Annotated in this window: 22 protein-coding genes and 1 pseudogene; 16 read left to right on the top strand and 7 right to left on the bottom strand. The window is 68.4% G+C overall.

Annotated elements, in window-relative coordinates; all coding sequences use genetic code 11:
* The first annotated feature begins 7 nt into the window (after positions 1–7).
* The 8 genes from nuoL (at position 8) to aroA (ending at position 10,793) form a co-directional block, all read left to right on the top strand.
* Positions 8–2,233 carry an NADH-quinone oxidoreductase subunit L gene (gene nuoL, locus BLQ03_RS10325; RefSeq protein ID WP_090755612.1) on the top strand — a complete coding sequence of 742 codons (2,226 nt, stop codon included), beginning with the start codon at positions 8–10 and terminating at the stop codon, positions 2,231–2,233.
* A 1-nt stretch (position 2,234) separates the two neighbouring features.
* The gene (locus BLQ03_RS10320) at positions 2,235–3,797 is read left to right on the top strand and encodes an NADH-quinone oxidoreductase subunit M (RefSeq protein WP_090755609.1); all 1,563 of its coding nucleotides are present in this window, start codon (positions 2,235–2,237) and stop codon (positions 3,795–3,797) included.
* A gap of 16 nt (positions 3,798–3,813) precedes the next feature.
* The gene (nuoN, locus tag BLQ03_RS10315) at positions 3,814–5,310 is read left to right on the top strand and encodes an NADH-quinone oxidoreductase subunit NuoN (RefSeq protein WP_090755702.1); all 1,497 of its coding nucleotides are present in this window, start codon (positions 3,814–3,816) and stop codon (positions 5,308–5,310) included.
* Entirely contained in the window at positions 5,303–6,088 is a 786-nt protein-coding gene (locus tag BLQ03_RS10310) for a biotin--[acetyl-CoA-carboxylase] ligase (RefSeq protein WP_245688815.1), read from the top strand. The genes nuoN and BLQ03_RS10310 overlap by 8 nt, the downstream gene beginning before the upstream one ends.
* The gene (locus BLQ03_RS10305) at positions 6,088–6,867 is read left to right on the top strand and encodes a type III pantothenate kinase (RefSeq protein WP_090755606.1); all 780 of its coding nucleotides are present in this window, start codon (positions 6,088–6,090) and stop codon (positions 6,865–6,867) included. Before BLQ03_RS10310 ends, BLQ03_RS10305 begins: the two co-directional genes overlap by 1 nt.
* Positions 6,860–8,533, top strand: coding sequence for a ribonuclease J (locus BLQ03_RS10300; RefSeq protein WP_090755604.1), 1,674 nt, complete (start codon positions 6,860–6,862; stop codon positions 8,531–8,533). The genes BLQ03_RS10305 and BLQ03_RS10300 overlap by 8 nt, the downstream gene beginning before the upstream one ends.
* 138 nt (positions 8,534–8,671) lie before the next feature.
* A complete protein-coding gene (gene trmB, locus BLQ03_RS10295) occupies positions 8,672–9,367 on the top strand; it encodes a tRNA (guanine(46)-N(7))-methyltransferase TrmB (protein ID WP_090755601.1) in 696 nt (231 codons plus the stop codon).
* A gap of 94 nt (positions 9,368–9,461) precedes the next feature.
* Positions 9,462–10,793, top strand: a complete 1,332-nt coding sequence (gene aroA / locus BLQ03_RS10290) for a 3-phosphoshikimate 1-carboxyvinyltransferase (RefSeq protein WP_090755598.1) — start codon at positions 9,462–9,464, stop codon at positions 10,791–10,793.
* 83 nt (positions 10,794–10,876) lie between these two features.
* Here aroA and BLQ03_RS10285 read toward each other — a convergent pair whose 3' ends face one another.
* Together BLQ03_RS10285 and BLQ03_RS10280 are read right to left on the bottom strand one after the other, a co-directional pair.
* The gene (locus tag BLQ03_RS10285; RefSeq protein ID WP_090755595.1) at positions 10,877–12,772 is read right to left on the bottom strand and encodes a propionyl-CoA synthetase; all 1,896 of its coding nucleotides are present in this window, start codon (positions 12,770–12,772) and stop codon (positions 10,877–10,879) included.
* A 207-nt stretch (positions 12,773–12,979) separates the two neighbouring features.
* Entirely contained in the window at positions 12,980–15,262 is a 2,283-nt protein-coding gene (locus BLQ03_RS10280) for an NADP-dependent malic enzyme (protein ID WP_090755592.1), read from the bottom strand.
* Positions 15,263–15,413: 151 nt separating this feature from the next.
* Between BLQ03_RS10280 and BLQ03_RS10275 the strand changes: the two genes are divergently transcribed.
* The 3 genes from BLQ03_RS10275 to BLQ03_RS10265 all read left to right on the top strand — a co-directional run bounded on the left by BLQ03_RS10275 (position 15,414) and on the right by BLQ03_RS10265 (position 17,747).
* Positions 15,414–15,800 carry a cytidine deaminase gene (locus BLQ03_RS10275; RefSeq protein WP_090755590.1) on the top strand — a complete coding sequence of 129 codons (387 nt, stop codon included), beginning with the start codon at positions 15,414–15,416 and terminating at the stop codon, positions 15,798–15,800.
* Between the two features lie 132 nt (positions 15,801–15,932).
* Positions 15,933–16,571 carry a uracil phosphoribosyltransferase gene (upp, locus tag BLQ03_RS10270; RefSeq protein WP_090755589.1) on the top strand — a complete coding sequence of 213 codons (639 nt, stop codon included), beginning with the start codon at positions 15,933–15,935 and terminating at the stop codon, positions 16,569–16,571.
* Between the two features lie 75 nt (positions 16,572–16,646).
* On the top strand, positions 16,647–17,747 hold the full coding sequence (locus tag BLQ03_RS10265; protein ID WP_090755587.1) for an SPOR domain-containing protein: 1,101 nt from the start codon (positions 16,647–16,649) through the stop codon (positions 17,745–17,747).
* A 283-nt stretch (positions 17,748–18,030) separates the two neighbouring features.
* On the opposite strand, the gene BLQ03_RS10260 is transcribed toward BLQ03_RS10265, so the two are convergent.
* From BLQ03_RS10260 to BLQ03_RS10250, 3 genes are all read right to left on the bottom strand, one after another.
* Complete coding sequence (locus BLQ03_RS10260; RefSeq protein ID WP_090755584.1) at positions 18,031–19,053, bottom strand: hypothetical protein; 1,023 nt, start codon at positions 19,051–19,053, stop codon at positions 18,031–18,033.
* A 620-nt stretch (positions 19,054–19,673) separates the two neighbouring features.
* Entirely contained in the window at positions 19,674–20,576 is a 903-nt protein-coding gene (gene rpoH / locus BLQ03_RS10255; RefSeq protein WP_090755581.1) for an RNA polymerase sigma factor RpoH, read from the bottom strand.
* Between the two features lie 31 nt (positions 20,577–20,607).
* Positions 20,608–21,663 carry an RluA family pseudouridine synthase gene (locus BLQ03_RS10250; RefSeq protein ID WP_090755578.1) on the bottom strand — a complete coding sequence of 352 codons (1,056 nt, stop codon included), beginning with the start codon at positions 21,661–21,663 and terminating at the stop codon, positions 20,608–20,610.
* Positions 21,664–21,700: 37 nt separating this feature from the next.
* On the opposite strand from BLQ03_RS10250, the gene BLQ03_RS10245 reads away from it, so the two are divergent.
* Positions 21,701–21,970: a DUF6476 family protein gene (locus BLQ03_RS10245; protein WP_245688813.1), complete on the top strand. Its 270-nt coding sequence runs from the start codon at positions 21,701–21,703 to the stop codon at positions 21,968–21,970.
* A 211-nt stretch (positions 21,971–22,181) separates the two neighbouring features.
* On the opposite strand, the pseudogene BLQ03_RS18840 reads toward BLQ03_RS10245, so the two are convergent.
* Positions 22,182–22,421, bottom strand: a pseudogene (locus BLQ03_RS18840) (accessory factor UbiK family protein); the annotation flags it as partial.
* Between the two features lie 121 nt (positions 22,422–22,542).
* Between BLQ03_RS18840 and lgt the strand changes: the two are divergent.
* The 3 genes from lgt to pgeF are packed head-to-tail and all read left to right on the top strand — an operon-like array spanning position 22,543 to position 25,279.
* Positions 22,543–23,409 (top strand): prolipoprotein diacylglyceryl transferase, encoded by an 867-nt coding sequence (gene lgt / locus BLQ03_RS10235; RefSeq protein ID WP_090755570.1) that lies wholly within the window; start codon positions 22,543–22,545, stop codon positions 23,407–23,409.
* Entirely contained in the window at positions 23,406–24,524 is a 1,119-nt protein-coding gene (locus tag BLQ03_RS10230) for a class I SAM-dependent methyltransferase (RefSeq protein ID WP_090755567.1), read from the top strand. The genes lgt and BLQ03_RS10230 overlap by 4 nt, the downstream gene beginning before the upstream one ends.
* Positions 24,521–25,279, top strand: coding sequence for a peptidoglycan editing factor PgeF (pgeF, locus tag BLQ03_RS10225; RefSeq protein ID WP_090755565.1), 759 nt, complete (start codon positions 24,521–24,523; stop codon positions 25,277–25,279). Before BLQ03_RS10230 ends, pgeF begins: the two co-directional genes overlap by 4 nt.
* Here pgeF and BLQ03_RS10220 read toward each other — a convergent pair.
* Positions 25,276–25,761 (bottom strand): Lrp/AsnC family transcriptional regulator, encoded by a 486-nt coding sequence (locus BLQ03_RS10220; protein ID WP_090755562.1) that lies wholly within the window; start codon positions 25,759–25,761, stop codon positions 25,276–25,278. The genes pgeF and BLQ03_RS10220 overlap by 4 nt on opposite strands.
* A gap of 158 nt (positions 25,762–25,919) precedes the next feature.
* Between BLQ03_RS10220 and trxB the strand changes: the two genes are divergently transcribed.
* Positions 25,920–26,954, top strand: a complete 1,035-nt coding sequence (trxB, locus tag BLQ03_RS10215) for a thioredoxin-disulfide reductase (RefSeq protein ID WP_090755559.1) — start codon at positions 25,920–25,922, stop codon at positions 26,952–26,954.
* Positions 26,955–26,992: the final 38 nt, after the last annotated feature.

The following is a 26,992-nucleotide window of genomic DNA, read 5'->3' as shown; positions in this document are numbered from 1 at the left end:
GGCAGCAATGGAACAGTTTATCCTTCTTGCCCCCCTGGTCGCCGCGATTGTCGCGGGCTTCGGCTGGCGGGTGATTTCCGAACAGGGCGCCCAGATCCTGACCACGGGCGTGCTGTTCATCTGCGCCGCGCTCAGCTGGATGCTGTTTTTCGGCTTTGACGGGCAGCCCTACAAGGTCCACCTGATGGACTGGATCGTGGCGGGCGATTTCGCCGCCGAATGGGCGATCCGCATCGACCGCCTGACGCTGATCATGCTGATCGTCGTGAACACCGTCTCGGCGCTCGTGCACCTGTATTCGATGGGCTACATGGCCCATGACGACAACTGGACCGAGGACGAGCCCTACAAGGCGCGCTTCTTCGCCTATCTGTCCTTCTTCACCTTCACCATGCTGGCGCTGGTGACGGCCGACAACCTGCTGCAGATGTTCTTCGGCTGGGAGGGCGTGGGCCTCGCCTCGTACCTGCTGATCGGCTTCTACTACAAGAAACCGAGCGCCCTGGACGCGCAGATGAAGGCCTTCATCGTCAACCGCGTAGGCGACTTCGGCTTCCTGCTGGGGATCTTCGGGCTGTGGTGGCTGACCGGCTCGATCCGCTTCGACGACATCTTCGCGCAGGTGCCGGCCCTCGCCACCACCGAGGTGCCCTTCCTCTGGACCTCGTGGAACGCCGCGAACCTGCTGGGCGTCCTGCTGTTCATCGGCGCCATGGGCAAGTCCGCGCAGCTTGGCCTGCACACCTGGCTGCCGGACGCGATGGAGGGCCCGACGCCGGTGTCCGCGCTGATTCACGCCGCGACCATGGTGACGGCGGGCGTGTTCCTGGTCTGCCGGATGTCGCCGCTTTATGAATTCGCGCCCGAGGCCAAGCAGTTCATCGTGCTGATCGGCTCGGCCACCGCCTTCTTCGCGGCGACCGTGGGCCTGGTGCAGAACGACATCAAGCGCGTGATCGCCTATTCGACCTGTTCGCAGCTGGGCTACATGTTCGTGGCGGCGGGCGTCGGGGTCTATTCGGTCGCGATGTTCCACCTGTTCACCCACGCCTTCTTCAAGGCCATGCTGTTCCTTGGCGCCGGTTCGGTCATCCATGCGATGCACCATGAACAGGATCTGCGGAACTACGGCGGGCTGCGGAAGAAGATCCCCTATACCTTCTGGGCCATGCTGATCGGCACGCTGGCCATCACCGGCGTCGGGATCCCCCTGACCACCATCGGCTTCGCGGGCTTCCTGTCCAAGGACGCCGTGATCGAAAGCGCCTATGCCTCGGGCAACGCCTATGCCTTCTGGCTGCTGGTCATCGCCGCCTGCTTCACCAGCTTCTATTCCTGGCGGCTGATGTTCCTGACCTTCTGGGGCGAGCCGCGCCCGCAGAAGGTCTGGGACCCCGCCATCAAGGCCGAGGAAGAGGTCCAGACCGCCGCCGCCGCCGAGCCCGTGGCGCATGGTCATGGTGATCATGGCCACCACGGCCACGATCACCACGACGGGCTGCACGCCCATGAGCATGCCCATGAAAGCCCGGCCGTGATGCTTGTGCCCCTGGGCGTGCTGAGCCTCGGTGCGATCTTCGCCGGCATGATCTGGTATGCGCCCTTCTTCGGCGACCATGACCGCGTCAGCCAGTTCTTCCACATGCCCCATGTGGCCGCTGCGGCCGACCACGGCACCGAACCCGCCGACCATGCCACGGCCCCGGCCGAGGCGGCCGAGCCCGCCGACCACGCTCCCGCACCCGCCGCCGAGGGCGAGGCCCATGCGGCCGTCGCGGCCCCGGTCGGAGGCGCGATCTACATGCACCCCGACAATCACGTGCTGGACGACGCGCACCATTCGCCCAAGTGGGTCAAGGCGTCGCCCTTCATCGCCATGCTGATCGGCCTCGGCCTTGCCTGGGCGATGTACATCCGCAACCCGGCCGCGCCCGCGCGTCTGGCCGAGACGCAGCGCCCGCTATACCGCTTCCTTCTGAACAAGTGGTATTTCGACGAGCTGTACGACGCGATCTTCGTACGGCCCGCCCGCTGGATCGGCCGCGCGCTGTGGCATGGGGGCGACCGCCGGACCATCGACGGGGCGATCAACGGCCTTGCGATGGGCCTGATCCCGCGCATCACCCGCTTCGCCGGCCGCGTGCAGTCGGGCTATCTTTTCCACTACGCCTTCGGGATGGTGCTGGGCCTTGTCGCCCTGCTGATCTGGGTGATGGCGCGGAGCATGAGCTGACATGACGACCTATCCGCTTCTTTCGATCATCACCTTCCTGCCGATCGTCGCGGCGCTGATCCTCGCGCTGTTCCTGCGCGGCGAGGACGAGGGCGCGGGCCGCAACGCCAAGTGGCTGGCGCTGGTCGCCACGGTCGCCACCTTCCTGGTGTCCTGCGTCGTGCTGGCAGGCTTCGACCCGCAGAACACGGCCTTCCAGTTCGTGGAAGACCAGCCCTGGATCATGGGCCTGCGCTACAAGCTGGGCGTGGACGGCATCTCGATCCTCTTCGTGATTCTGACCACCTTCCTGATGCCGCTGGTGATCCTCTCCACCTGGGAGATGACGGACCGCGCCAAGGACTACATGATCGCCTTCCTGGTGCTGGAAGGGCTGATGATCGGCGTCTTCGTGGCGCTGGACCTGGTGCTGTTCTACCTGTTCTTTGAGGCCGGGCTGATCCCCATGTTCCTGATCATCGGGATCTGGGGCGGGAAGGACCGCATCTACGCGGCCTTCAAGTTCTTCCTCTACACCTTCCTCGGATCGGTCTTCATGCTGGTCGCAATGATCGTGATGTACCGCATGGCGGGCACCACCGACATCCCGACGCTGCTGGGCTTCGACTTCCCGAGCGATCCTTTCACCATCTTCGGGTGGAGCCTGGTGGGCGGCACGCAGATGCTGCTGTTCCTCGCCTTCTTCGCGAGCTTCGCGGTCAAGATGCCGATGTGGCCGGTCCATACCTGGCTGCCTGACGCGCACGTCCAGGCGCCGACCGCGGCCTCGGTCCTGCTGGCGGCGGTGCTGCTGAAGATGGGGGGCTACGGCTTCCTGCGCTTCTCGCTGCCGATGTTCCCTGAGGCCTCGGCCATCGCGCAGGGCCCGATCTTCTGGCTGTCGGCCATCGCCATCGTCTACACCAGCCTTGTCGCGCTGGCGCAGTCCGACATGAAGAAGCTGATTGCCTATTCCTCGGTCGCGCACATGGGCTTCGTCACGCTTGGCACCTTCGCGGCCAGCGAGCAGGGCGTGCAGGGCGCGATCTTCCAGATGCTGTCGCACGGCTTCATCTCGGGCGCGCTGTTCCTGCTGGTCGGCGTGATCTATGACCGGATGCACACGCGCGAGATCGACGCCTATGGCGGCCTCGTGAACCGGATGCCGATCTACGCGCTGATCTTCCTGTTCTTCACCATGGCGAACGTGGGCCTGCCCGGCACTTCGGGCTTCGTGGGCGAGTTCCTGACCCTGATGGCCGCCTTCCAGGTCAACACCTGGGTGGCCTTCGTGGCGACCTCGGGCGTGATCCTTTCGGCCGCCTACGCGCTATGGCTCTATCGCCGCGTGACGCTGGGGCGGCTGGTCCGCACCGGCCTGCGCTCGATCACCGAGATGACCCCGCGAGAGCGCTGGATCTTCGTGCCGCTGATCGCCATGACGATCCTCTTGGGCGTCTATCCGCGGGCCGTCACCGACATCACCGGGCCCTCGGTTGCAGCCCTTCTGAACGACTATCACGCCAGCCTGCCTGCCGCTGACGCCGCGACCGAGGTCGCCGCCGCGCCCGCAGACGGCCACTAAGGGGCATTCCGTCATGATGACGTCTCTCGACCTTTACACCCTCATGCCCGAGGTGGCGCTGTCGGTCTTCGCGCTGGTCGCGCTGATGTTCGGGGCCTTCTTCGGCAAGGACCGGGTCGCGGGCGCCGTGCTGTGGCTGTCGGTGATCGCGCTGCTGGTCGCTGCGGTCGCGATCGGCTGGGGCGGGCGCGGGGACGCGCAGGCCTTCTTCGGCATGTTCATCGACGACGCCTTTGCGCGCTTCGCCAAGGTGACGATCCTTCTGTCCGCCGCCGGCGTGCTGGCGATGAGCGCGGATTATCTGGTCCGTCATGGCCTGATGCGTTTCGAGCTGCCGGTGCTGGTGGTGCTGGCGGTCATCGGCATGATGGTCATGGTTTCGGCCGGCGACCTGCTGACGCTCTACATGGGGCTCGAGCTGCAATCGATGGCGCTTTACGTCGTCGCGGCCATGCGGCGCGAAAGCGCGCGCTCGTCCGAGGCGGGGCTGAAGTATTTCGTGCTGGGGTCGCTCAGCTCGGGGATGCTGCTTTACGGCGCCTCGCTGGTCTACGGCTACGCGGGCACGACTAACCTTGCCGGGGTGATGGAGGCGATCACCGGGGACCGCCTGTCGATCGGGCTGCTCTTCGGCCTGGTGTTCCTGCTGGTCGGTCTGGCCTTCAAGGTCTCGGCGGTTCCCTTCCACATGTGGACGCCCGACGTGTACGAGGGCTCGCCCACGCCGGTGACGGCCTTCTTCGCCACCGCCCCCAAGGTCGCCGCCATGGCGATGATCGGGCGGCTGATGTGGGGCGCCTTCGGGGGCGTTCCGGGCGAATGGACGCAGGTGATCGCGGTCATGGCGGTGCTGTCGATGTTCCTCGGCTCGATCGCCGGGATCGGGCAGCGCGACATCAAGCGCCTGATGGCCTATTCCTCGATCGCGCATGTCGGCTTCGCCCTGATCGGCCTTGCGGCGGGCACCGTCTTCGGCGTCCAGTCCACGCTGATCTACATGGCCGTCTATGCGGTCATGAACGTCGGCACCTTTGCCTTCATCCTGTCGATGGAGCGCGACGGCCGCCCGGTGACCGCCATCGACGACCTGAACCTGCTGGCGCGGGCCGAGCCGCTGAAGGCGCTGGCGATGACCGTGCTGCTCTTCAGCCTCACGGGCGTTCCGCCGATGCTGGGCTTCTTTGCAAAGTTCGGCGTGCTGAAGGCTGCCGTGGACGTGCAGATGGGCTGGCTGTCGGTGCTGGGCGTGGTCGCCTCGGTGATCGGCGCCTATTATTACCTGCGGATCGTCTACTACATGTATTTCGGCACGCAGCGTGACACGCCGGTGGAATCCCGGATGGGCGGCGCACAGTGGGTGGCGCTGATGGGCTCGGCGGCTGCGATGATCATCGGCGCCTTCTCGCTCTTCGGCACCGAGGCCGCGGCCGAGCGCGCGGCCCTGTCGCTGGTCGGCGAGAATGCCGTCGTCATCCCGGCCCCGGTCGCCGTCGCGACTGCACCCGTTGACTGACGCCAGTCTGCCGCTGTCGGCGTCCTGGCCGCAGGGCGTCGGCCGCCTGATCCTCGAGCAGACGGACAGCACCAATGCCGAGGCGGCCCGCCTCGGCACGTCCTTGGCAGGGCCGATCTGGATCATGACGCGCAGGCAGGACGCCGGGCGGGGCCGCCGTGGCCGCACCTGGTCCATGCCGGCCGGAAACTTTGCCGCGACCCTGGCGCTGCGCCCGCAGGGCTCGCCTGCCGATGTGTCACTTTACAGCTTTGTCGCGGCCTTGGCGCTGCACGAGGCGCTGTCGGCTGTCTGCGGTCCGGCCGCCCGGCTGGCGATCAAGTGGCCGAACGACGTCCTGCTGAATGGCGGCAAGGTCGCGGGCATTCTTCTGGAAAGCGCGGGGCAGGGGCGCGACGTGTCGCTGCTGGCCGTTGGCATTGGCGTCAACCTGGCCGCCGCCCCCGATCCCGGCGCGCTGGAACCCGGCGCCGTCCCGCCCGTCTCGGTCCTGGGCGAAACCGGCCATGCCGTCGCGCCCGAGGAATTCCTGGACCTGCTCGCCCCCGCCTTCGCACGCTGGCAGCAGCAGCTGGCGGCCTATGGCTTCGGCCCGATCCGCACGGCCTGGACCGCCCGCGCGGCACGGCTTGGCCAGACGATCACCGCCCGCACCGGCGCCACCAGCCGCACCGGCCGGTTCGAGGGGATCGACGACAGCGGCGCCCTGGTCCTGACCACCGCCGCCGGCCGCGAGGTCATCCCCGCCGCCGAGGTCTTCTTCGACGAGGTCGCCTGATGCTTCTCTGCATCGACACCGGTAACACCAACACCCTGTTCTCGATCTGGGACGGCGAACGCTTCCTGTCCCACTGGCGCATCGCCACCGATCATCGCCGCACGGCGGACGAATATTTCGTCTGGCTGCGCTCTTTGATGGCGCTGAGCAAGCTTGAGGTCGAGGTGGACGGCTGCATCATCAGCTCGACCGTGCCGCGCGTGGTGTTCAACCTGCGCGTCCTCTGCAACCGCTACTTCGACACCCGGCCACTGGTCGTGGGCAAGCCCGACTGCCTGCTGCCCGCGCCCCCGCGCGTCGATGCGGGCACCGTGGTCGGACCCGACCGCATCGTGAACACCTGGGCGGCCTTCGACCGCTACGGTCCGGACCTCGTGGTGGTGGATTTCGGCACCGCGACCACCTTCGACGTGGTGGGCGAGGATGGCGCCTATGTCGGTGGCGTGATCTCGCCCGGCGTGAACCTGTCGCTGGAAGCCCTGCACATGGGCGCGGCCTCGCTGCCCCATGTCGATATCTCCCGTCCCGCGCAGGTCATCGGCACAAACACCGTCGAATGCATCCAGTCCGGCGTCTTCTGGGGCTATGCCGGCCTCGTGCGCGAGATCTGTTCGCGCATCGCCGCCGAACGCGGCCGTCCCATGAAGATCATTGCAACCGGAGGGCTGGCCGCGCTGTTCGACCAGATCGAGGATCTGTTCGACCGCTGGGACGACGACCTGACAATGCACGGGCTGCGGCTCATCCACGATTACAACAAGGAGATGGGCAATGTCTGAACGCCTGATCTATCTGCCGCTCGGCGGCGCGGGCGAAATCGGCATGAACGCCTATGTTTACGGCTACGGCAAGCCGGGACGGGAACGCCTGATCCTGGTCGATCTGGGCGTGACCTTCGGCGACATGGACAGCGCGCCGGGCATCGACCTGATCATGCCCGACGTCCGCTGGCTGGAAGACAACCGCGACCGGCTCGAGGCGATCTTCATCACCCACGGGCACGAGGATCACGTCGGCGCCTTGGGCCTGCTGTGGAACCGCCTGCGGGCGCCTGTCTATACCCGCCGCTTCACGGGTGCGCTTGCCCGCATGAAGATGGAGGAGGCGGGCCAGCCCGTCGACAAGCTGCGCACCGTCGGCGCCCGCCCCGAGGTGGTCGAGGCCGGTCCCTTCCGCGTCCAGTTCGTGCCCGTCAGCCACTCGATCCCGGAAAGCGCGGCCCTGATCATCGACACACCCGCGGGCCGCATCGTCCATTCGGGCGACTTCAAGCTGGACGGAACCCCCATCGTGGGCGAGGCCTTCGATCCGATCCTGTGGCACGAGATCGCGGGCGAGGTGCCAATCACCGCGCTGATGTGCGATTCGACCAACGTCTTCACCCGCCATCCGGGCCGGTCCGAGGCCGTGCTGGCGAACCCGCTTCTTGACTGGGTGGTGGCGCAGAAACAGATGGTGGTGGCGACGACCTTCGCGTCCAACATCGCGCGGCTCAAGACGCTGGCGGATGCCGGAACCGCGGCCGGGCGGCAGGTCTGCCTGCTGGGCCGGGCCATGCGCAAGATGGTGACAGCGGCGACCGAGGCCGGCATCCTGCGCGACTTCCCCCGCGTGATCGGACCCGAGGAAGCCGTCGACCTGCGGCGCGACAAGGTGCTGCTGATCGTCACGGGCAGCCAGGGCGAGCGCCGTGCGGCCTCGATGCAGCTGTCGATGGGCCGCTACCTGGGCATCGAGCTGAAGGAGGGCGACAGCTTCCTCTTCTCCAGCCGCACGATCCCGGGGAACGAGCGCCCGGTCGGCCGCATCATGAACAACCTCAGCCGCATCGGCGTGAACGTCTTCGACGCGGATTCGGGCCTTTACCACGTCTCGGGCCACGCCAACCGCCCCGACCTTGAGGCGGTCCATGACCTGCTGAAGCCCCGCATCGTGATCCCGATGCATGGCGAGCACATGCATCTGCGCGAGCATGCCAGGCTGGCGCAGGCCAAGGGCATGATCTCGGAAATCGTGACCAACGGCACCATGATCGACCTGGCGGGCGACCGCCCCCGCGTCGTGGACGAGGTCGAAACTGGCCGCATCTACCTGGACGGCAACGTGCTGATCGGGGCGATGGACGGGGTGGTGCGCGACCGCATCCGCATGGCGCTGAACGGACATGCCACCGTCTCGGTCATCGTGGACGAGAACGACGAGATTCTGCCCGACGCTTGGGTGGAAACGATGGGCCTTGCCGCGCAGGGCCGCGCGGGCGTGCCGCTGGCGCGCCATATCGAAAGCGAGCTGGCCGACTACCTCGACCGTGTGGACGACGCGACGGTGATGAACGACAAGAAGCTGGACGAGGGCGTCCGCCGCATCGTCCGCCAGGTCTCGATGGAGGAGGTCGGCAAGAAGCCCGAGGTCAAGGTCATCATCAGCCGCCTTGCCGCCGACTGAGCGCAGGGTGCCGCAGCCCGGCACCCTGACCTTCTTCTTCGGAGAAATATCCCGGGGGCGCACGAAGTGCGGCGGGGGCAGTGCCCCCGTCCGGCCTTGCCGCTTGACCTTCCGCCGCCGCCTTGGCATCGCCCCCGCATGAGCGAGTTCGATCCCACCCCCACGCACCGCAACTTCTACGGCCGGCGCCACGGCAAGACCCTGCGGCAAAGCCAGAAGGGCTACCTGTCCGAGGATCTCGGCAGCCTGCGCCCGCGCGGGATCACGGTCGAGGAGAACCCAGACCGCACCCCTATCGTCCCCGCCGCGATCTTCGGGGACGACCGCCCCGTCTGGCTCGAGGTCGGCTTCGGCGGCGGAGAGCACATGGTCGCCATGGCTGCCCGCTATCCGCAGATCGGCATCATCGGCTGCGAGCCCTTCATCAATGGCGTCGCCATGCTGCTGGGCAAGATCCGCGCGGCGGGCGTGTCCAATGTCAGCGTCCATCCGGGCGATGCCCGCGACCTGATGGACGTGCTGCCCGACGGCTCGATCGCCAAGGCCTTCCTCAACTACCCCGACCCCTGGCCCAAGGCGCGGCACCATCGCCGCCGCTTCGTCACGCCCGAGCACCTGATCCCGCTGCACCGCGTCATGGCCCCCGGCGCCGAGTTCCGCGTCGCGACCGACATCCCCGACTACATGCGCCAGGCGCTCGAGGAAGTGCCGAAAGCCGGTTTCACGCTGGTCCATGATGGGCCGGAGCCTTGGAGCGACTGGCACTCCACCCGCTACGAGCAGAAGGCGCTGCGCGAGGGCCGCGTGCCGCATTACGCCACCTTCCGACGCTGACGTGGCCCGCGCCTCCGGCGGGGATATTTGCAGACAGACGATGGCAGGGCCGCGCGGCCCGCGCTAAGGTCTCGCCCGAATGAAGGAGAGCCCCATGTCGCACAGCGCCGAACCCCTGCCCATGTCCGCCCGCCGCTCGGGTCCGCTCAAGGGCGAGGCGCAGGTGCCCGGCGACAAGTCCGTCAGCCACCGCGCGCTGATCCTGGGTGCCTTGGCGGTGGGTGAAACCCGTATCACTGGCCTGCTGGAAGGGCAGGATGTGCTGGACACGGCCAAGGCCATGCAGGCCTTCGGTGCCGAGGTGCAGCGCGTGGGCGAGGGCGAGTGGGTCGTCCATGGCGTGGGCGTCGGTGGCTTTGCCGAGCCCGAGGGCGTGATCGACTGCGGCAACTCCGGCACTGGCGTCCGACTGATCATGGGCGCCATGGCGACAACGCCCATCACCGCGACCTTCACGGGCGACCCCAGCCTCTCGCGCCGTCCCATGCGGCGCATCACAGACCCGCTGGAACTCTTCGGCGCGCAGGTCACGGCACGCGAGGGCGGGCTGCTGCCGCTGACGATCCGGGGCGCGGCTGACCCCGCGCCGGTGCTGTACCGCACGCCTGTCGCCAGCGCGCAGATCAAGTCGGCGGTGCTGCTGGCGGGCCTCAATGCCCCCGGGCAGACGGTTGTCATCGAGACCGAGCCGACCCGTGACCATACCGAGCGCATGCTGGCGGGCTTCGGTGCGAACGTCACGACCGAGGTGACCGCTGAAGGCCGCGTCATCACCCTGACCGGCCGCCCCGAACTGCGCCCCTGCACGGTCGCCGTGCCGCGCGACCCAAGCTCGGCCGCCTTCCCTGTGGCCGCGGCGCTGATCGTGCCGGGATCGGAAATCCGCGTGCCGGGCGTCAGCCGCAACCCGACCCGTGACGGGCTCTACGTCACGCTGGAGGAGATGGGCGCCGATCTCACCTGGGAGAACCAGCGCGAGGAGGGGGGCGAGCCCGTGGCTGACCTGATCGTCCGCCATGGCCCCCTGCGCGGCGTGACCGTTTCGGCCGAGCGCGCGGCCAGCATGATCGACGAGTTCCCGATCCTGTCGGTGATCGCGACCTTTGCTGAAGGGACGACGGTGATGAACGGCGTGGCGGAACTGCGCGTCAAGGAAAGCGACCGCATCGACGCCATGGCGCGGGGGCTGGAGGCGAACGGCGCACGGATCGAGGAAACCCGCGACAGCCTGACCGTTCACGGCACGGGCGGCCTTGCGGGCGGGGCGACCTGCGCCACGCATCTCGACCACCGCATCGCGATGTCCTTCCTGGTCGCGGGGCTCGCCTCGGAGCAGCCGATTGCCGTGGATGACGCCGGCCCGATCGCGACCAGCTTCCCCGACTTCGTGCCGCTGATGACGCGGCTGGGGGCGCAGATCGGCTGACAGCCGGACCGGCGCTCCGCGTACGGGCGCCGTTCGTACGAGACCGGGCCGCCGAGGTGCATGGCGGCCCTGATCCTGTCAGTTCATGCGTTGGCCGCCATGTGGCCGGCCTTGCGCAATGCCTCGCGGATCTCGTCCAGGATCGCCGGGTCGTCGATGGTGGCGGGCATCTTGAACTCCTCGCCATCCGCGATCTTGGCCATCGTCGCGCGCAGGATCTTGCCCGAACGCGTCTTGGGCAGCCGGTCCACCACGACCGTGTCCTTGAAGGCTGCGACCGGGCCGATGCGGTCCCGGACCATCTTCACGACCTCGCGGCCGATCTGCTCGGGCGCGATCTCCACGCCCTTCTTGAGGCACAGGAAGCCCAGCGGAGTCTGACCTTTCAGCGAATCCGCCACCCCGATCACAGCGCATTCCGCGACAGCGGGGTGCGAGGCCAGCACTTCCTCCATCGCACCCGTCGAAAGCCGGTGGCCCGCCACGTTGATGACGTCGTCGGTGCGGGCCATGATGTAGAGGTAGCCATCCTCGTCGATGTAGCCCGCGTCGCCGGTCTCGTAATAGCCGGGGAAGGTGGTCAGGTAGGATTTGCGGAAGCGGTCCTCGGCGTTCCACAGGGTCGGCAGGGTGCCGGGGGGCAGGGGCCGCTTGATCGCAATGGCGCCCAAGGTGCCGGGCGGCACCGGGTGCCCCGCTTCGTCCAGCACCTGCACATCATAGCCGGGCATGGGGACCGAGGGACTGCCGTGCTTGATGGGCAGGGTCTCAATTCCGAAGGGATTGGCGGCGATGGCCCAGCCCGTTTCGGTCTGCCACCAGTGGTCGATCACTGGCACGTTGAGGTTCTGTTCCACCCATTGCACCGTGTCGGGGTCCGCCCGCTCGCCCGCCAAGAACACGGCCTTCAGCGACTTGAGGCTGTAGTCGCGCATATAGAGGCAGGCGGGGTCCTCGCGCTTGACCGCGCGGATGGCGGTGGGCGCGGTGAAGAAGACCTTGACCTTGTGGTTCTGGATGATGCGGCCGAAGATGCCAGGATCGGGGGTGCCGACGGGCTTGCCCTCGAAGACGATGGTCGTTGCCCCGGCCAGCAGCGGGCCATAGCAGATGTAGCTGTGGCCCACGACCCAGCCCACGTCGGACGCCGCCCAGAAGACATCGCCCGCGTCGATGCCGTAGATGTTCTTCATCGTCCAGTTCAGCGCGACGATATGGCCCGCCGTGTGGCGGACGACGCCCTTGGGCTGACCCGTCGTGCCCGAGGTATAGAGGATATAGTGCGGATGGTTCCCCTCGACCGGAACGCAGTCGGCGGGTTCCACACCATACTGGAAGCTGTGCCAGGCATGGTCGCGGCCCTCGATCAGCTCGGCGACCTCCTGCTCGCGCTGGAAGATCACGCAGAACTCGGGCTTGTGCCTGGCTTCCTCGATCGCGCGGTCGAGCAGCGGCTTGTAGTGGACGACGCGGCCCGGCTCCAACCCGCAGGAGGCGGCGATGATCGCCTTGGGGGTGCAGTCGTCGATGCGGACCGCAAGCTCATGCGCGGCGAAACCCCCGAAGACGACGGAATGGATGGCGCCCAGGCGTGAGCAGGCCAGCATCGCCTCCAGCGCCTCGGGCACCATCGGCATGTAGATGATGACGCGGTCGCCCTTCTGGACGCCCTTGTCGCGCAGGGCGCCGGCGAGGCGCGCGACCCGGTCGCGCAGTTCGCGATAGGTGATACCGCGGTAGGAATGGGTGATCGGGCTGTCGTGGATCACGGCCAGCTGCTCGCCGCGCCCGGCTTCGACATGGCGGTCCACGGCGTTCCAGCAGGCGTTGACCTGGGCATCCGCGAACCACTCGCCCGCCGGCCCCTGGTCGAAGAAAGCGTGGCTGGGCGGCTTGACCCAGTCGATGTCCTGAGCGGCCTCCATCCAGAAGCCCTCGGGATCGTTCTTCCACGCGGCGTAGATGTCCTGGTAGCCCATGCCCGTCTCTCCCCCTCGACGTCCTCCATAAGCCCTAGAGGCGAGGGCACGGGCAAATCAACAGTATTGGCCGGAACGCCCCGTCCATGTGGCGGATTGCCTCAGGCGAAGGGCCTTGGGCTTTGCAAACTTCCGGCGGGCTTTGCGGCGGGCCAGGCAAGGCCCGCCGGTCTTTGCAAAACACCTCGCCTGCTGGGGCGAATCGCCTCAGCCGTAATGGGCGACCGGGGTTCCGGCCAGGGCGCTGATGTTCAGCAGCCCCCGCGCCGTGATCGAGGGTGTCACGATATGCGCCTTGTTGCCCATCCCCATCAGGATCGGCCCGACCTCGAGCCCCTGCGCCCGCGTCTTGAGGATGTTGCGCACCGCCGAGGCCGCGTCGGTGCCGGCGAAGACCAGCACGTTCGCAGGCTCGTCCCCCAGCCGAGACTTGGGCATCAGCCGGGCGCGGACCGCAGGGTCCAGGGCGGCATCGACATGCATCTCTCCGTCATAAACGAAGTCGACCTCGCGCTCGGCCAGGACGTCCATCGCCGCGCGCATCTTGCGGCCTGAATCGGTGTCGAGGTTGCCGAACTGCGAATGGCTGCACAGCGCGATGCGCGGGGTCAGGCCGAAGCGGCGGACGTGGCGCGCGCAGCCCATGGCGGTGTCCGCGACCTCCTGCGGGGTCGGGTCGTGGTGGACCTGGGTGTCCGCGATGAAGAGGGGGCCTTCCTCCTGGATCATCATGGACAGCGCGCCCACCGGATGCAGCCCGCCGCGTGCCAGGATCTCGCGCACATAGCGCAGGTGCCAAGTGTATTGGCCGAAGGCGCCGCAGATCAGGCTGTCGGCCTCGTTCCGGTGGACCATCACCGCACCGATGGCGGTGGTGTTGGTGCGCATGATCGCGCGGGCGATGTCAGGGGTGACGCCGCGCCGCGCCATCAGCGTATGGTAGGTTTCCCAGTATTCCCGGTAGCGGGGGTCGTCCTCGGGGTTGACGATCTGGAAATCGACGTTCGGCCGGATCGGCAGGCCCGCACGCTCGGCCCGCATCTCGATCACCTCGGGGCGGCCGATGAGGATCGGGACGTCGTTGGTGTCCTCCAGCATGGCATTGGCGGCGCGCAGCACGCGCTCGTCCTCGCCTTCCGCGAAGACGATGCGGCGCTCGGCATTGGCCGAGGCGTCGAAGACCGGCCGCATGATCAGCGCCGAGCGGAAGACCGAGCCGTCCAGGTGCCGCTTGTAGGCGTGGATATCGGGCAGGGGGCGGGTTGCCACGCCCGATTCCATCGCCGCGCGGGCGACGGCGGTGGCGACGACGCCCATCAGGCGGGGGTCGAAGGGCTTGGGGATCAGGTAGTTCGGCCCGAAGGTCAGCGTCTCGCCCCGATAGGCGGCGGCCGCCTCGGCGCTGGTGGTGGCGCGGGCCAGCGCCGCGATCCCCTCGATGCAGGCGATCTGCATGGCGTCGTTGATCTCGGTCGCGCCCACGTCCAGCGCGCCCCGGAAGATGAAGGGGAAACACAGGACGTTGTTGACTTGGTTCGGATAGTCGCTGCGGCCCGTGGCGATCAGCGCGTCGGGGGCAACCTCGCGCACGTCCTCGGGCGAAATCTCGGGCGTGGGGTTCGCCAAGGCGAAGACGATGGGACGGCGGGCCATGCGGGCCACCATCTCGGGCTTCAGCACGCCGGGCCCGGAGAGGCCCAGGAACAGGTCGGCGCCGCCGATCACCTCGTCCAGCGTCCGCAGGTCGGTCGCCTGCGCGAAGGCGGCCTTCTGCGGGTTCATGTCCACGTTCCGACCCTCGTGAACCAGCCCGTGGATGTCGCAAAGCCAGATGTTCTCGCGCTTGACGCCCAGCTTCAGCAGCATGTTGAGGCAGGCAATGCCCGCCGCCCCGCCGCCGGTCGAGACGACCTTGATGTCCTCGAACCTCCGGCCCGTCACGCGCAGCGCGTTGGTGGCGGCCGCGCCCACCACGATGGCCGTGCCGTGCTGGTCATCGTGGAAGACCGGGATGTTCATCGATTCGCGGCAGAGCTTTTCCACGACGAAGCAGTCCGGCGCCTTGATGTCTTCCAGGTTGATCGCGCCGAAGGTGGGTTCCAGCGCCCGGACGATGGCCGCGAGCTTCACCGGATCGGTCTCGTTCACCTCGATATCGAAGCAGTCGATATTGGCGAATTTCTTGAAAAGGACCGCCTTGCCCTCCATCACCGGCTTGGAGGCACCGGCGCCGATGTTGCCCAGGCCCAGCACCGCCGTCCCGTTCGACACGACCGCCACCAGGTTGCCCCGCGCCGTATACCGCGCCGCGCAGGCGGGATCTGCCTGGATCTCCAGACAGGCCTCGGCCACGCCCGGCGAATAGGCGAGGCTGAGGTCGCGCCCGTTGGCCAGGGGCTTCGTCGCCCGGATCTCGAGCTTACCGGGGCGCGGAAACTCATGATACCGTAGCGCCGCCTGCCGCGCATTGTCCTGCCGCCGATCGTCCATGCCCTGCCTCCGTAAGCTCGTCCTTTCGTCCTAGTCGTGGCGACGCGGCGTCACAAGCGCTGCGCCCATGGCTTTGCGCCTGGCGAAAAGCGCGGGGTTGCGCAGGTCCGCCGCGGGGCGGATGATGCCGCAAACTGCCCGAAGGTGCCCCATGTCCCTGATCGACGCCGCCCGCCGCGTGCGAGAGGCCGCCTATGCCCCTTATTCCGGCTTCAAGGTCGGCGCGGCGGTGCGCGGCGCCTCGGGCGCGATCTATACCGGCTGCAACGTCGAGAACGTGGCCTATCCCGAGGGCACCTGCGCCGAGGCCGGCGCCATCGCCGCCATGGTCGCCGCGGGCGAGACCGAGATCACCGAGGTCTGCGTGATCGCCGGCAGCGCCCGCCCGACGCCCCCCTGCGGCGGCTGCCGCCAGAAGCTGGCCGAGTTCGCCCGCGGCGAAACCCCCGTCCTGCTGGCGACGGTGGATGGCGAGACCCTGGCGACGACCGTGGCCGAGCTGCTGCCCGGCCGCTTCGAGGTTGGCCACATGGGTTGAGGGCGGACAAAGGCGGACGGGGCGCGAGCTGATTTTTCTGCATCCTCCTGCCTGTCGATTCGGCTACTGCCCCATGGTCATCGCATGAAATTCCTTCCAAAGACTGAACCGCCCCTGAACTCCGGACCTCCGATGACCCAGTTTCCGAACCTCACGATCGTCGATCACCCGCTGGTGCAGCACAAGCTGACGATCATGCGGAAGCACACGACCTCGACCAACAGCTTCCGCCGCCTCCTGCGCGAGATCAGCCTGCTTCTGGCCTATGAGGTCACCCGCGATCTGGAGCTGACCACGGTCCGCATCCAGACCCCCCAGTGCGAGATGGACGCGCCGGTGCTGGAAGGAAAGAAGCTCGCGCTGATCTCGATCCTGCGGGCGGGTAACGGCCTGCTGGACGGGATTTTGGAACTGATCCCGGCGGCACGGGTAGGATTCCTCGGGCTTTACCGCGACCCGGACACGCTGCAGCCGGTGCAATATTACGCCAAGGTGCCCAACGACCTGGACGCCCGCATGGTCATCGTCGTGGACCCGATGCTGGCCACGGGCAACAGCGCGGTCGCGGCGATCGACCTTCTCAAGGCGGGCGGCGCGCGCAACATCTGTTTCCTCTGTCTTCTGGCCGCGCCCGAGGGCGTGGCGCGGATGCAGGAGTCCCATCCCGACGTGGCCGTCTACACCGCCTCGCTGGACGAGAAGCTGGACGATCATGGCTATATCGTGCCGGGTTTGGGGGATGCGGGCGACCGGATGTTCGGCACGAAGTGAGCCTGCATTAACCGGGACTTAGTGCCCGGCCCTGTAGACCCGACCCCGGAAAGAACCGAATCGAAGGGGCCGGCGATGGGGATCTCGGGGTTTTCGCTGCTGCTGGCGGCCGTGGCCGCTCTTGCCGCATTGGCGAACGTGGCGGTCCCGGCGAATGCCGGCCAGCCGGGCGAGGGGATGCGCCGCATCGAGGTTCCGGCCAGCGAGCTGTCTCCGGCGCTGCGACCGGCGGAAATGCCGCCACCCGACTTCACCGCGGGCCAGTACATCGATTCGGCGGGCTGCGTCTTCGTCCGGACCGATAGGGGGTGGCGCGGACGCATCGACCGCGACGGTGCGGCAGTCTGCGGCTATCCACCCACGCTGTCCGCCCGACGCACCGGCCCGGACAGCGAACCGGCGCTGTTTCCCGAGCCCGAACTGCCACGCGCTGCCCGCATCGAGCGCGAACTGACGCAGGCCATTATCCCCAATCTTCAGGCTGCGGAGCTGGCCGAAGGCAACCCTCCGCGCAAAGCAAGGGAAGGGTCGGGCAACCCGGACCCTGGCGCCCTGGGCATTCCGCAGGCACCGCAAGGCGAGGCGCCCCCCGATCCGCTGCAGATCGGTGCGATGGTCACGCAGGCGCCGGCGCTTTCCCGAGAGATGGCCGGTCCGGGGCGCATCGACAGGCTTTGCGCGCTGATCGGCGGCGACGGATCCGCGCAGGATGGCGCCAGCCTGGGTCTTTGCGGGGGTACGACGTCGCTTGCCTCGCTTGCCCGTGTCTCGCCTGGACGTAAGGGAAACGGCGAGGCGGGCAGGAGTGCTGCGGAGACCGGTGGAACAAAGGGGGGCCCCCCGAACGCGGGTGCCAAGAAGCAGAAGGCCAAGGTCGCGGCCAGCGGGGGCTCCGGGGCAAGTCGGGCTGGCGCGTCCGCGAAGGCTCTGCCGCCGGACGACATGCGGATGATCCCGCCGGGGGCGCGCTTCGTTCAGGTCGGATCGTTCCGCAAGGCAGGACAGGCGCAAGCGGCCGCAGGCACGCTTGCCCGGATGGGCGTGCCGGTGGTCCGGGGAAAGGAGGGCGGGGCCGAGTTGGTCATGGTGGGCCCGCTCGATGGCCGGGAGGCGATTGTGCGGATGATCGAGAGGCTGCGCCGCGCAGGCTACCGCGACCTCCGTGCTCGCAGATAGGTCGAGCAGGAGGTCGGCTGACACCGTGTCGGGTCAATGCCTGCAGAGGCGGCAGTCTCACCCTCGCCTCACATCTGGCCAGTTCCTTGTAGGGGGCTAAGCCTGAAGGTGATAGGGTTGAGGCTTCTGTGCTTGGAAATTCTCTCAAGCCACAGGGCTGAGCTGACAGCACCAGTAAGAGCCGAGGCGCTGGAGCGGACCCGAGGCGATGGCACAAGCCACTGGCAGCGGCAGACGCCGTGTCATCGTCGCGGGAGCGCGTCGGTGGTGCGGGCAAGGGTTTTCAGCGCGCGCAGATCTGCTGCAACTGCACCCACTCGCCTTCGGACATCAGCGGCTCGGGCGGATCGGCGGCGCGAAAGGGGTCGGCCTCAATCAGGGCAAGGACCGTCTCGCCGCTGGGGTCGAGCGAGCGGGCATAGGGCGCACTGGGCACGCCCGCCTCGCGCATGCGGTCCAGCAGCACGTCATCCGCGGGCCGCGGGGCGGGGCGCAGCAGCAGGGCCGTTCCCTGACCAGCGACGGCACGGGCTTTCAGTTCCCCCGAGGTCAGCATCGACACCGCCGCCGGCAGCCCCGCCTTCTGCAGCACCTCGAGCAGCGGGTCCGACTGGGCCGCAGCGAGATCGGCCGCAAGCACATGCCCGGCAGCCACCTGCGGGCCGGGCTCGCCCGCAATCATGTCATCACCGATCACGACGATGCGGCCGGGCAGGGGACGCGCGCCCCGCATTGTCGCGGGCAGCACCACAATCCTGCCGTCCGGCCCCAGCAGGCGTGCTGACAGCCGATCCAGCACGGCCGCGCCCGAGGCACGGTCGCAGGGGGCGCCGGTCGCCTGCCGCATGTCCGCCAGGATCGACAGCCCGACAGCCGTCCTTTGCGCGGGCGGCGCGATCCGCGCGGCATGGGCGATCACCGTATCGGGCAGCCAGACCGCACCGGCAATCACCGCGGCGCCCACCATCGTCCAGACCAGCGCGCCGCGCAGGCGGCCGGGACGGGGGCGGCTGGCGGCAATGGCGGAATGGACGCGCTCGATCGCCTGGACCATCAGCGTGTCGTCGATCTCGACCACCTCATCCTGCTCGGCATCGCCCGGCGCGAAGATCGCGGGCATCTGGCCGGGGTTCAGGCGGGTCACGGCGGGCAGGGACCAGTGGGATAGCGGCTCCTCGGAGCGGGGGTCGCGCAGAATCAGCGTGGCATCACCGAAGGACACGATGACGTCGCGCAACCGCTCGGAAGGGTGGGGCCGCCACACACCGGTCGCCTCGAGCCGCTGGAACTGCGTCAGTGCCGTCACGATCGCGGAAGCCCTTCCGTGTGGTTGCGCCAGCCTTGCCCGGGACAAGGCGACCGCCCCGGCTTCTCGGCAAGAATGTGCCGATTCATCGCACTACGTCCAGACCCGGCGCGACAAAGGACCATGAAGGGGCAGAATTGGTCAGTGGACAGCCTTCCCCATTCCGGGAAGCGTGGCGGTTGTCACCCGGGCGGACGAATGAACATGATGCGAGGAGTACGGGCTGGGCGAGAGGTTTCACGCACCAACTCGCGTAAGACGCCCGGAGTTGATCCGGGCATCTTCACTGCATTTCCTTCAGACAGCGCAGACCTTGGCCACTGTCTTGCCTCCAACAAGTGCGATGGAGTGCTTTTCTCTCGTCAGGGCCTTGCGCCCCAGTTAGAGCCCTGAAGATGAAGGGCAGACCAGCGCTCCGAATTTGCCCTGAGCCGGAGCGGTTGGGGCCGTGACAGAATGCACTTATGCGATTGCCTAGAGGGTCAATGTGTCGCGCATCCTGTCCTGCTCGGCACGGCGAGGGGCGAAGATCGCGGGCATCTGCTCAAGGTTCAGCGGCGTGACGGCAGAAACCAGTTGAGCAGCAGATACCCGGCAAGTGCAGAACCTGCAGTCGCCCCTCAGGCAGCGCCGATCTCGATGCCGCGTTCGCTGGCCAAGCGGCGCATCCGCTCCTGCAGCTTCTCGAAGGCGCGGACCTCGATCTGGCGGATGCGCTCGCGCGAGACGCCATAGCGTTCAGACAGCGCCTCGAGCGTCACGGGATCGTCGCGCAAGCGGCGCTCGGTCAGGATATCGCGCTCGCGCTCGTTCAGCACATCCATCGCGGCGGCCAGCATCGAGCGGCGGGTGTCCAGTTCGTCCTCTTCGGCATACTGGCTGGCCTGGTCGGCGTTCGTGTCCTCCAGCCAGTCCTGCCACTGCGCGGTCGACTCGCCCTCGCCCGACCCCACGGTCGCGTTCAGGGATGCGTCCCCGCCCGAGAGGCGGCGGTTCATCTCGATCACTTCCTGCTCGGTCACGTTCAGGTCGTTGGCGATCTGGCGGACGTTTTCCGGGCGCAGGTCGCCTTCTTCCAGCGCGCCCAGCTTGGCCTTGGCCTTGCGCAGGTTGAAGAACAGCTTCTTCTGGGCCGAGGTGGTGCCCATCTTCACCAGGCTCCAGGACCGCAGGATGTATTCCTGAATCGAGGCGCGGATCCACCACATCGCATAGGTGGCCAGACGGAAGCCCTTCTCGGGATCGAAGCGCTTGACGGCCTGCATCAGCCCGACGTTGGCCTCGGAAATCACCTCGGCCTGGGGCAGGCCATAGCCGCGGTAGCCCATGGCGATCTTGGCGGCCAGCCGCAGGTGCGAGGTCACCAGCTTGTGCGCGGCCTCGGCGTCCTGGTGATCGACCCAGGCCTTGGCGAGCATGTATTCCTCTTCCGGTTCCAGCAGGGGGAACTTGCGGATCTCCTGCAGGTAGCGGTTGAGGCCCTGCTCGGGGCTGGGCGCGGGAAGCTTGTCGAAATTTGCCATTGTCCTTTCCTGTGCAGCGACTCTGGCGAGATTACTCAGCGAACGTCGCGTCAACCGCCGGGGTTCCCCGCAGGGCCGCCAGCAGGGCCTGCATGTCGGCGGGTAATTCACTATCAAATGCGAGCCAGCGCCCGTCCACCGGATGGGCGAAGCCCAGGTGCGCCGCGTGCAGCGCCTGACGCGGAAAGGCGGCGACGGCCTCTGCCGCATCGCCCAGCGCCCGGGCCGAGGCGCGCCGCGCGCCGCCATAGACCGGGTCTCCGATCAGCCCCAGCCCGCAATGGGCCAGATGCACGCGGATCTGGTGGGTGCGCCCGGTTTCCAGCCGGCATTCGACCAGCATCGCGGCGGGGGGCGTGCCGAAGCTTTCCAGCATGGTCGCGCGGGTGACGGCATGGCGGCCCTGCTTGAGGCTGACGGCCTGACGCTGGCGGTCGGTCGGGTGGCGGCCCAGCAGGGTGGCGATCTTCAGCACGTTGCCCGGCTCGAAGGTGACGCCCGGCAGGCCGCGCAGGCGCGGGTCGGCCGGGTCGATGGTCCCGTGCGCCAGCGCCAGGTAGCGGCGGGCGGCCGAGTGGTCCTCGAACTGCCGCGCCAGCGCCTGGTGCGCGAGGTCCGTCTTGGCGACCACCAGCAGGCCCGAGGTGTCCTTGTCGATCCGGTGGACGATCCCCGGCCGCGCCGCGCCGCCGATCCCCGACAGGCTGCCCGCGCAATGGGCCAGAAGCGCGTTCACCAGCGTCCCCGAGGGCGAGCCGGGTGCGGGATGGACGACCATGCCCGCAGGCTTGTCGATGACGATCAGGCTGTCATCCTCGTGGACCACGTTCAGCGGGATGCTCTCGGGGCGGGCGTCGATCGGCTCGGGCTCTCCAAGCGTGACGACGTAGTCGCCGGGCAGGGCGCGGGCCTTGCCGTCGGTGACGGGGCCGTTCGGGCCGCGGATCGCACCCGCCGCGATCAGCCTGGCGATGCGCGAGCGGGACAGGGCCGCGGAGTCTGGCGCGGCTTCGGCCAGCGCCTTATCAAGCCGCGAGGCGTCGGCCGCAGCGAGGTCGGCCGGAAGGGTCAGGACGAGGTCGGGCATGGCGCGGGATGATAGGGCAGGGAAGCCGGATGCGGAAGTGCCCGAACTCGCGTGGCTGCGCCGGCTGGTGACAGGGCTGGCCGTTGTGATGGGCCTGGGGATGGTTGCGGTGGTCGCGATCCTGTGGGTCAGGCTGGCGCAACCGCCCCTGCCGGAACTGCCGCCCGGGCTGGTGCTGCCCGGGGGGACGGGCGCCGCCGCGGTCACCTTCGCCCGCGACTGGACCGTGGTGGTCACGGACGCGGGCGAGATCCTGCTTTATGATCGCTCGGGCGCGCTGAGGCAGAGGGTCCTGCCCGGCCAGTAGGCGCCCCGCGCAGGGGCGCGGCAGGTCAGGCCTTGTTGCCGGCGTCCATGTCGGTCGCGGGCGCCTCGGCCTCGCTGGCGCCGGCATGCGTGCCGGTGTCGCCCAGATCGGGAGGGGTCATGTCCGTGGCTGGCGCCTCAGCCTCGGTAACATGGGGGGGCTCCGATCCGCTGTCATTCCCCTGGGTCCGGCCCGACTGCGCCCCACTAGTCATCTCCGCGATCATCGCGCGCAGCTCGGCATTCTCGCTGCGGGCCTTGATCGCCATCTCGCGCACGACCTCGAATTCCTCGCGGGTGACCAGGTTGCGCTCGGCCAGCCAGCGGTCCACCCAGCCCTTCATGGCCGTCTCCGCCTCGCTTTTCGCGCCTTGAGCGACGCCCATCGCGTTGGTCATCAGCCGGGACATGTCGTCGAAAAAGCGGCTGGGGCCGCTGCCGTGGGTGGTCATCGCGCAATCCTTTCGCAAAGCGTGTGGGTCTATATGGCGAGCGCGCGGCCCCCCTTCAATGCGCTGCGGTTGACACCCCCGCCCCGCGCGGCCAAGCAACCGCAGGACGCGCGAGGCCCTCATGATCCCTTTTCCCGAGATTTCCCCCGACATCTTCAGCATCACCGTCGCGGGGCGCGAGTTTGCCCTGCGCTGGTATGCGATGGCCTATCTGGTCGGGCTGCTGCTGGGCTGGCGGATCATCGTGGCGCTGATGCGTCGCCCGCGCCTGTGGGGTGGAACCGCGCCCATGCCCCCCGAGAAGGTCGAGGAGCTGCTGACCTGGGTCGTGGTGGGCGTGATCCTGGGCGGGCGGCTGGGCTTCGTGCTGTTCTACGAGCCCGCCTATTACCTGTCGAACCCGGGCCAGATCATCAAGGTCTGGCAGGGCGGCATGTCCTTCCATGGCGGCTTCCTGGGCGTGGTGCTGGCCGCCTGGGCCTATGCCCGCCGGAACGGCATCGCTCCCCTGCGGCTGGCTGATGCGCTGGCGATCGCGGCGCCCGTGGGCCTGTTTCTGGGCCGCATCGCCAACTTCATCAACGCCGAGCTTTGGGGCCGTCCGACGACCGCGCCCTGGGGCGTGATCTTCCCCGGCGAGGCGGCGCAGGACTGCCCCGGCGTCGAGGGCCTTTGCGCCCGCCACCCCAGCCAGCTTTACGAGGCGGGGCTGGAGGGGCTGCTGCTTGGGTTGGTCCTGTTCCTGCTGGTCCGCCGCGGCGCACTGGCCCGGCCCGGGCTTGCGCTGGGCGTGTTCCTGGCGGGCTATGGCCTTTCCCGCTTTGTGGTCGAGTTCTTCCGCCAGGCCGATGCGCAGTTCGTGACGCCCGGCAACCCCTGGGGCCATGTGCTTGGCGGGCCGGTCTGGGGAATCACAATGGGCCAGCTTCTGTCGCTGCCGATGATCGCGGTAGGGCTTGCCTTCGCGCTCTGGGCGCTGCGGCGATGACTCCGCTGGGCCGCATCATCGCCGGCCGGATCGCGGCCGAGGGGCCGATGCGGCTGGACGACTACATGCGGCTGTGCCTGATGCACCCCCAGCACGGCTACTATTCCACACGCGATCCCTTCGGCACCCGCGGGGATTTCACCACCGCGCCGGAAATCAGCCAGATGTTCGGTGAACTTGTGGGCCTTGCGCTGGCGCAGGCCTGGATGGACCAGGGGGCGCCTGCGCCCTTCACACTGGCCGAGCTTGGGCCGGGCCGGGGCACGCTGATGGCGGACCTGCTGCGCGCCACGCGCCGCGTGCCGGGCTTTCATCAGGCCGCACGGGTGACGCTGGTCGAAACCTCGCCCCACCTGCGGCAGGTCCAGCGCGAAAGGCTGGGCGAGATCACGCATCTCTCCTCGGTCACGGAACTGCCCGAGGCGCCGCTGTTCCTGATTGCCAACGAGTTCTTCGACGCCCTGCCGATCCGCCAGGTGCAGCGCGTGGCGGGCGGATGGGCCGAGCGGATGGTGACGCTGGACGCCGAGGGCGGCCTGGCGCTGGCGCTGGCGGCCCCCGTGGCCCTGCCGCGCGAGGCGCCCGAGGGCGAGGTCTGGGAAATCTGCGCCGAGGGCGCGGCGATCATGGAAACCGTCGCTGCCCGCATCGCGGCGCATGGCGGCGCGGCCATCGCCATCGACTACGGCACCTGGAACGGCAAGGGCGACAGCCTGCAGGCCCTGCGCCGCCATGCGCCCGACGGCATCCTGAGCCATCCGGGCGAGGCCGACCTGACCGCCCATGTGGACTTCGCGCCCCTTGCAGGGGCCGCGATCCACGCCGGCGCCGCCGCCTCGGCGCCCGAACGCCAGGGGGACTGGCTGCGGGCGCTGGGGATCGAGACTCGGGCCGCGCGGCTGACCCGGGCGGGCGACGAAGGCGCGCAGGCCGCGCTTCATCGCTTGACCGACCCGGCGCAGATGGGGCACCTCTTCAAGGCAATGGCCGTCTGGCCGTCCAAGCTTCCGCCGCCGCCGGGCTTCCGGCCGCTGCCTCTCGCCGCCCAGTCCGTTGCGAGCGCCGGGCTGTCCGACCTCGCCCCTCGTCCCGAAGCAGACCCGCCGGCCCGATGACACTCGAAATCCTGACCCACCCCGCCCTTCACCCTCTCAAGCACGGGTTCTTCACCCGCAAGGGCGGCGCGTCCTCGGGGCTGTTCGCCGGGCTGAACTGTGGTCGCGGCTCATCCGACCAGAAGGAAATCGTTGCGATCAACCGCGCCCGCGTCGCGGCGGCGCTGGGCCTTCCGCCCGAGCGGCTGGCGACCGTGAACCAGACCCATTCCGACAAGGTGGTGACCCTGACCGGGTCCGAGGACCTCGACGCTGTTGCCAAGACCGAGGCCGACGCCATCGTCACGACCGTTCCCGGCCTTGCCATCGCCGTGCTGACCGCCGACTGCCAGCCGATCCTCTTTGCCGACCCTGACGCGGGTGTGGTCGCCGCGGCCCATGCAGGCTGGCGCGGGGCGCTGGACGGCATCCTGCAGGCCACCGTCGGCGCGATGCGCAAGGCGGGCGCGCGCGACATCCGCGCTGTCGTCGGCCCTTGCATCAGCCAGCGCGCCTACGAGGTCAGCGAGGACTTCATGGACCGCTTCCTGATCGAGGACGAGGTTTACGCCCGTTTCTTCTCGGGCGGGCCGAACGGGCGGCCGATGTTCGACCTGCCGGGCTTCGGGCTGGCGACCCTGCGCGAGCTTGGCGTCGACGCCGAATGGATCGGCCACTGCACCTATTCCGACCCCGCGCGCTTCTTCAGCTATCGCCGGGCCACGCACGAGGGCGCGGCCGATTACGGGCGGCTGATCTCGGCCATCACGCTCTAGCGGCCCTCGACCAGCTCGAAGGGAACGCCCGGCTCGTCCTTGGCGCAGCGGATGACGAGGCTGGTCTTGACGCTGGCCACGTTGTCGGCCGCCGTCAGCTGGTCGGTCAGGAAGCGCTGGAAGGTGGACAGGTCCGGCGCCACGCATTTCAGGATGAAGTCGATCTCGCCGTTCAGCATGTGGCATTCGCGGACCAGCGCCCAGTCGCGGGCGCGGTTCTCGAAGGCGGTCAGGTCGCGCTCGGACTGGCTGTGCAGGCGGACCATGGCGAAGACCTGAACCTCGAAGCCGAGGCTGCGGGGGTCCACGTCGGCGTGATAGCCGCGGATGAAGCCCTGCTCCTCAAGTGTGCGGACGCGGCGCAGACAGGGAGGCGCCGAGATGCCCACGCGCCGAGCCAGTTCGACGTTCGTCATCCGGCCGTCGGCTTGCAGCTCGGCCAGAATGCGTCTGTCGATGTCATCCAGCCGGGCGCCTGCCATGTCTTCTCCGATGCTCAGAAACAGACGGTTCCTTATCCCCCGGCCGGTTGATCCGCAACATTGTTTCGCCGCAGGACCCTTGCGCCGTTGCGGAAGAGCGGCGCGGCGGCAAGGTTGAACCGGGGCCCCCGCGGGATTAACTCGGGCGCAAATCATCCATGAGGCCACCCGTGACCGAGACCGCCGCTTCCGTGCCGACCCACCATCGGCTTGTCATCATCGGCTCGGGGCCCGCCGGTTACACCGCCGCCGTCTATGCCGCCCGCGCCATGCTGGTGCCGCTGCTGATCCAGGGCATCCAGCCCGGCGGGCAGCTGACTATCACCACCGAGGTCGAGAACTGGCCCGGCGACACCCAGGTCCAGGGCCCCGACCTGATGGTGCGGATGGAAAGCCACGCCCGCGAGATGGGTGCGCGGATCGTGTCGGATACCGTGACGCGGCTGGACCTGTCGCAGCGCCCCTTCGTGCTGGAATGCGACAGCGGCGCCCGGCTGACGGCGGACGCGCTGATCCTTGCCACGGGCGCGCAGGCGCGCTGGCTGGGGCTGGACAGCGAGATGCGTTATCAGGGCTTCGGCGTCAGCGCCTGCGCGACCTGCGACGGCTTCTTCTATCGCGGACGCGAGGTGATCGTCGTGGGCGGCGGCAACACCGCCGTCGAGGAGGCGCTGTTCCTGACCAACTTCGCCAGCAAGGTCACGCTGGTCCACCGCCGCGACAGCCTGCGGGCCGAGCGCGTGCTGCAGGACCGCCTGTTCAGGCATCCGAAGGTCGAGGTCATCTGGAACCACGAGGTCGCCGAGATCACCGGCACCGACCAGCCGCTGGGCGTGACCGGCGCGGTGCTGCGCTCGACCAAGGATGGCAGCACGCAGACGGTTGCGGCCGACGGTGTCTTCATCGCCATCGGCCATTCGCCCGCCTCAGAACTGGTCAAGGGCCAGCTGGAGCTGCGGGACGGCGGCTATGTCAGGGTCGAGCCGGGCTCGACCCGCACCTCGGTCCCGGGCGTCTTCGCGGCAGGCGACCTGACGGACGACACCTACCGCCAGGCGATCACCAGCGCCGGGATGGGCTGCATGGCCGCGCTGGATGCCGAACACTGGCTGGCCGCCCAGGGGCTGGCCGAGGGTGCGGCGACGCCCGCCAGCGTCACGGATGTTGCCCGCGAGACCGAAGCCGCAGGCTGATCCGAGCCATGCGCCGGGCGAAAGGCTGCCCGGCGCAA

This window comes from Paracoccus chinensis, assembly GCF_900102885.1.
Lineage (GTDB): Bacteria > Pseudomonadota > Alphaproteobacteria > Rhodobacterales > Rhodobacteraceae > Paracoccus > Paracoccus chinensis.
The sequence above is the reverse complement of the archived record's forward strand: the minus strand, read 5'-3'. Positions and strand labels throughout refer to the sequence as shown.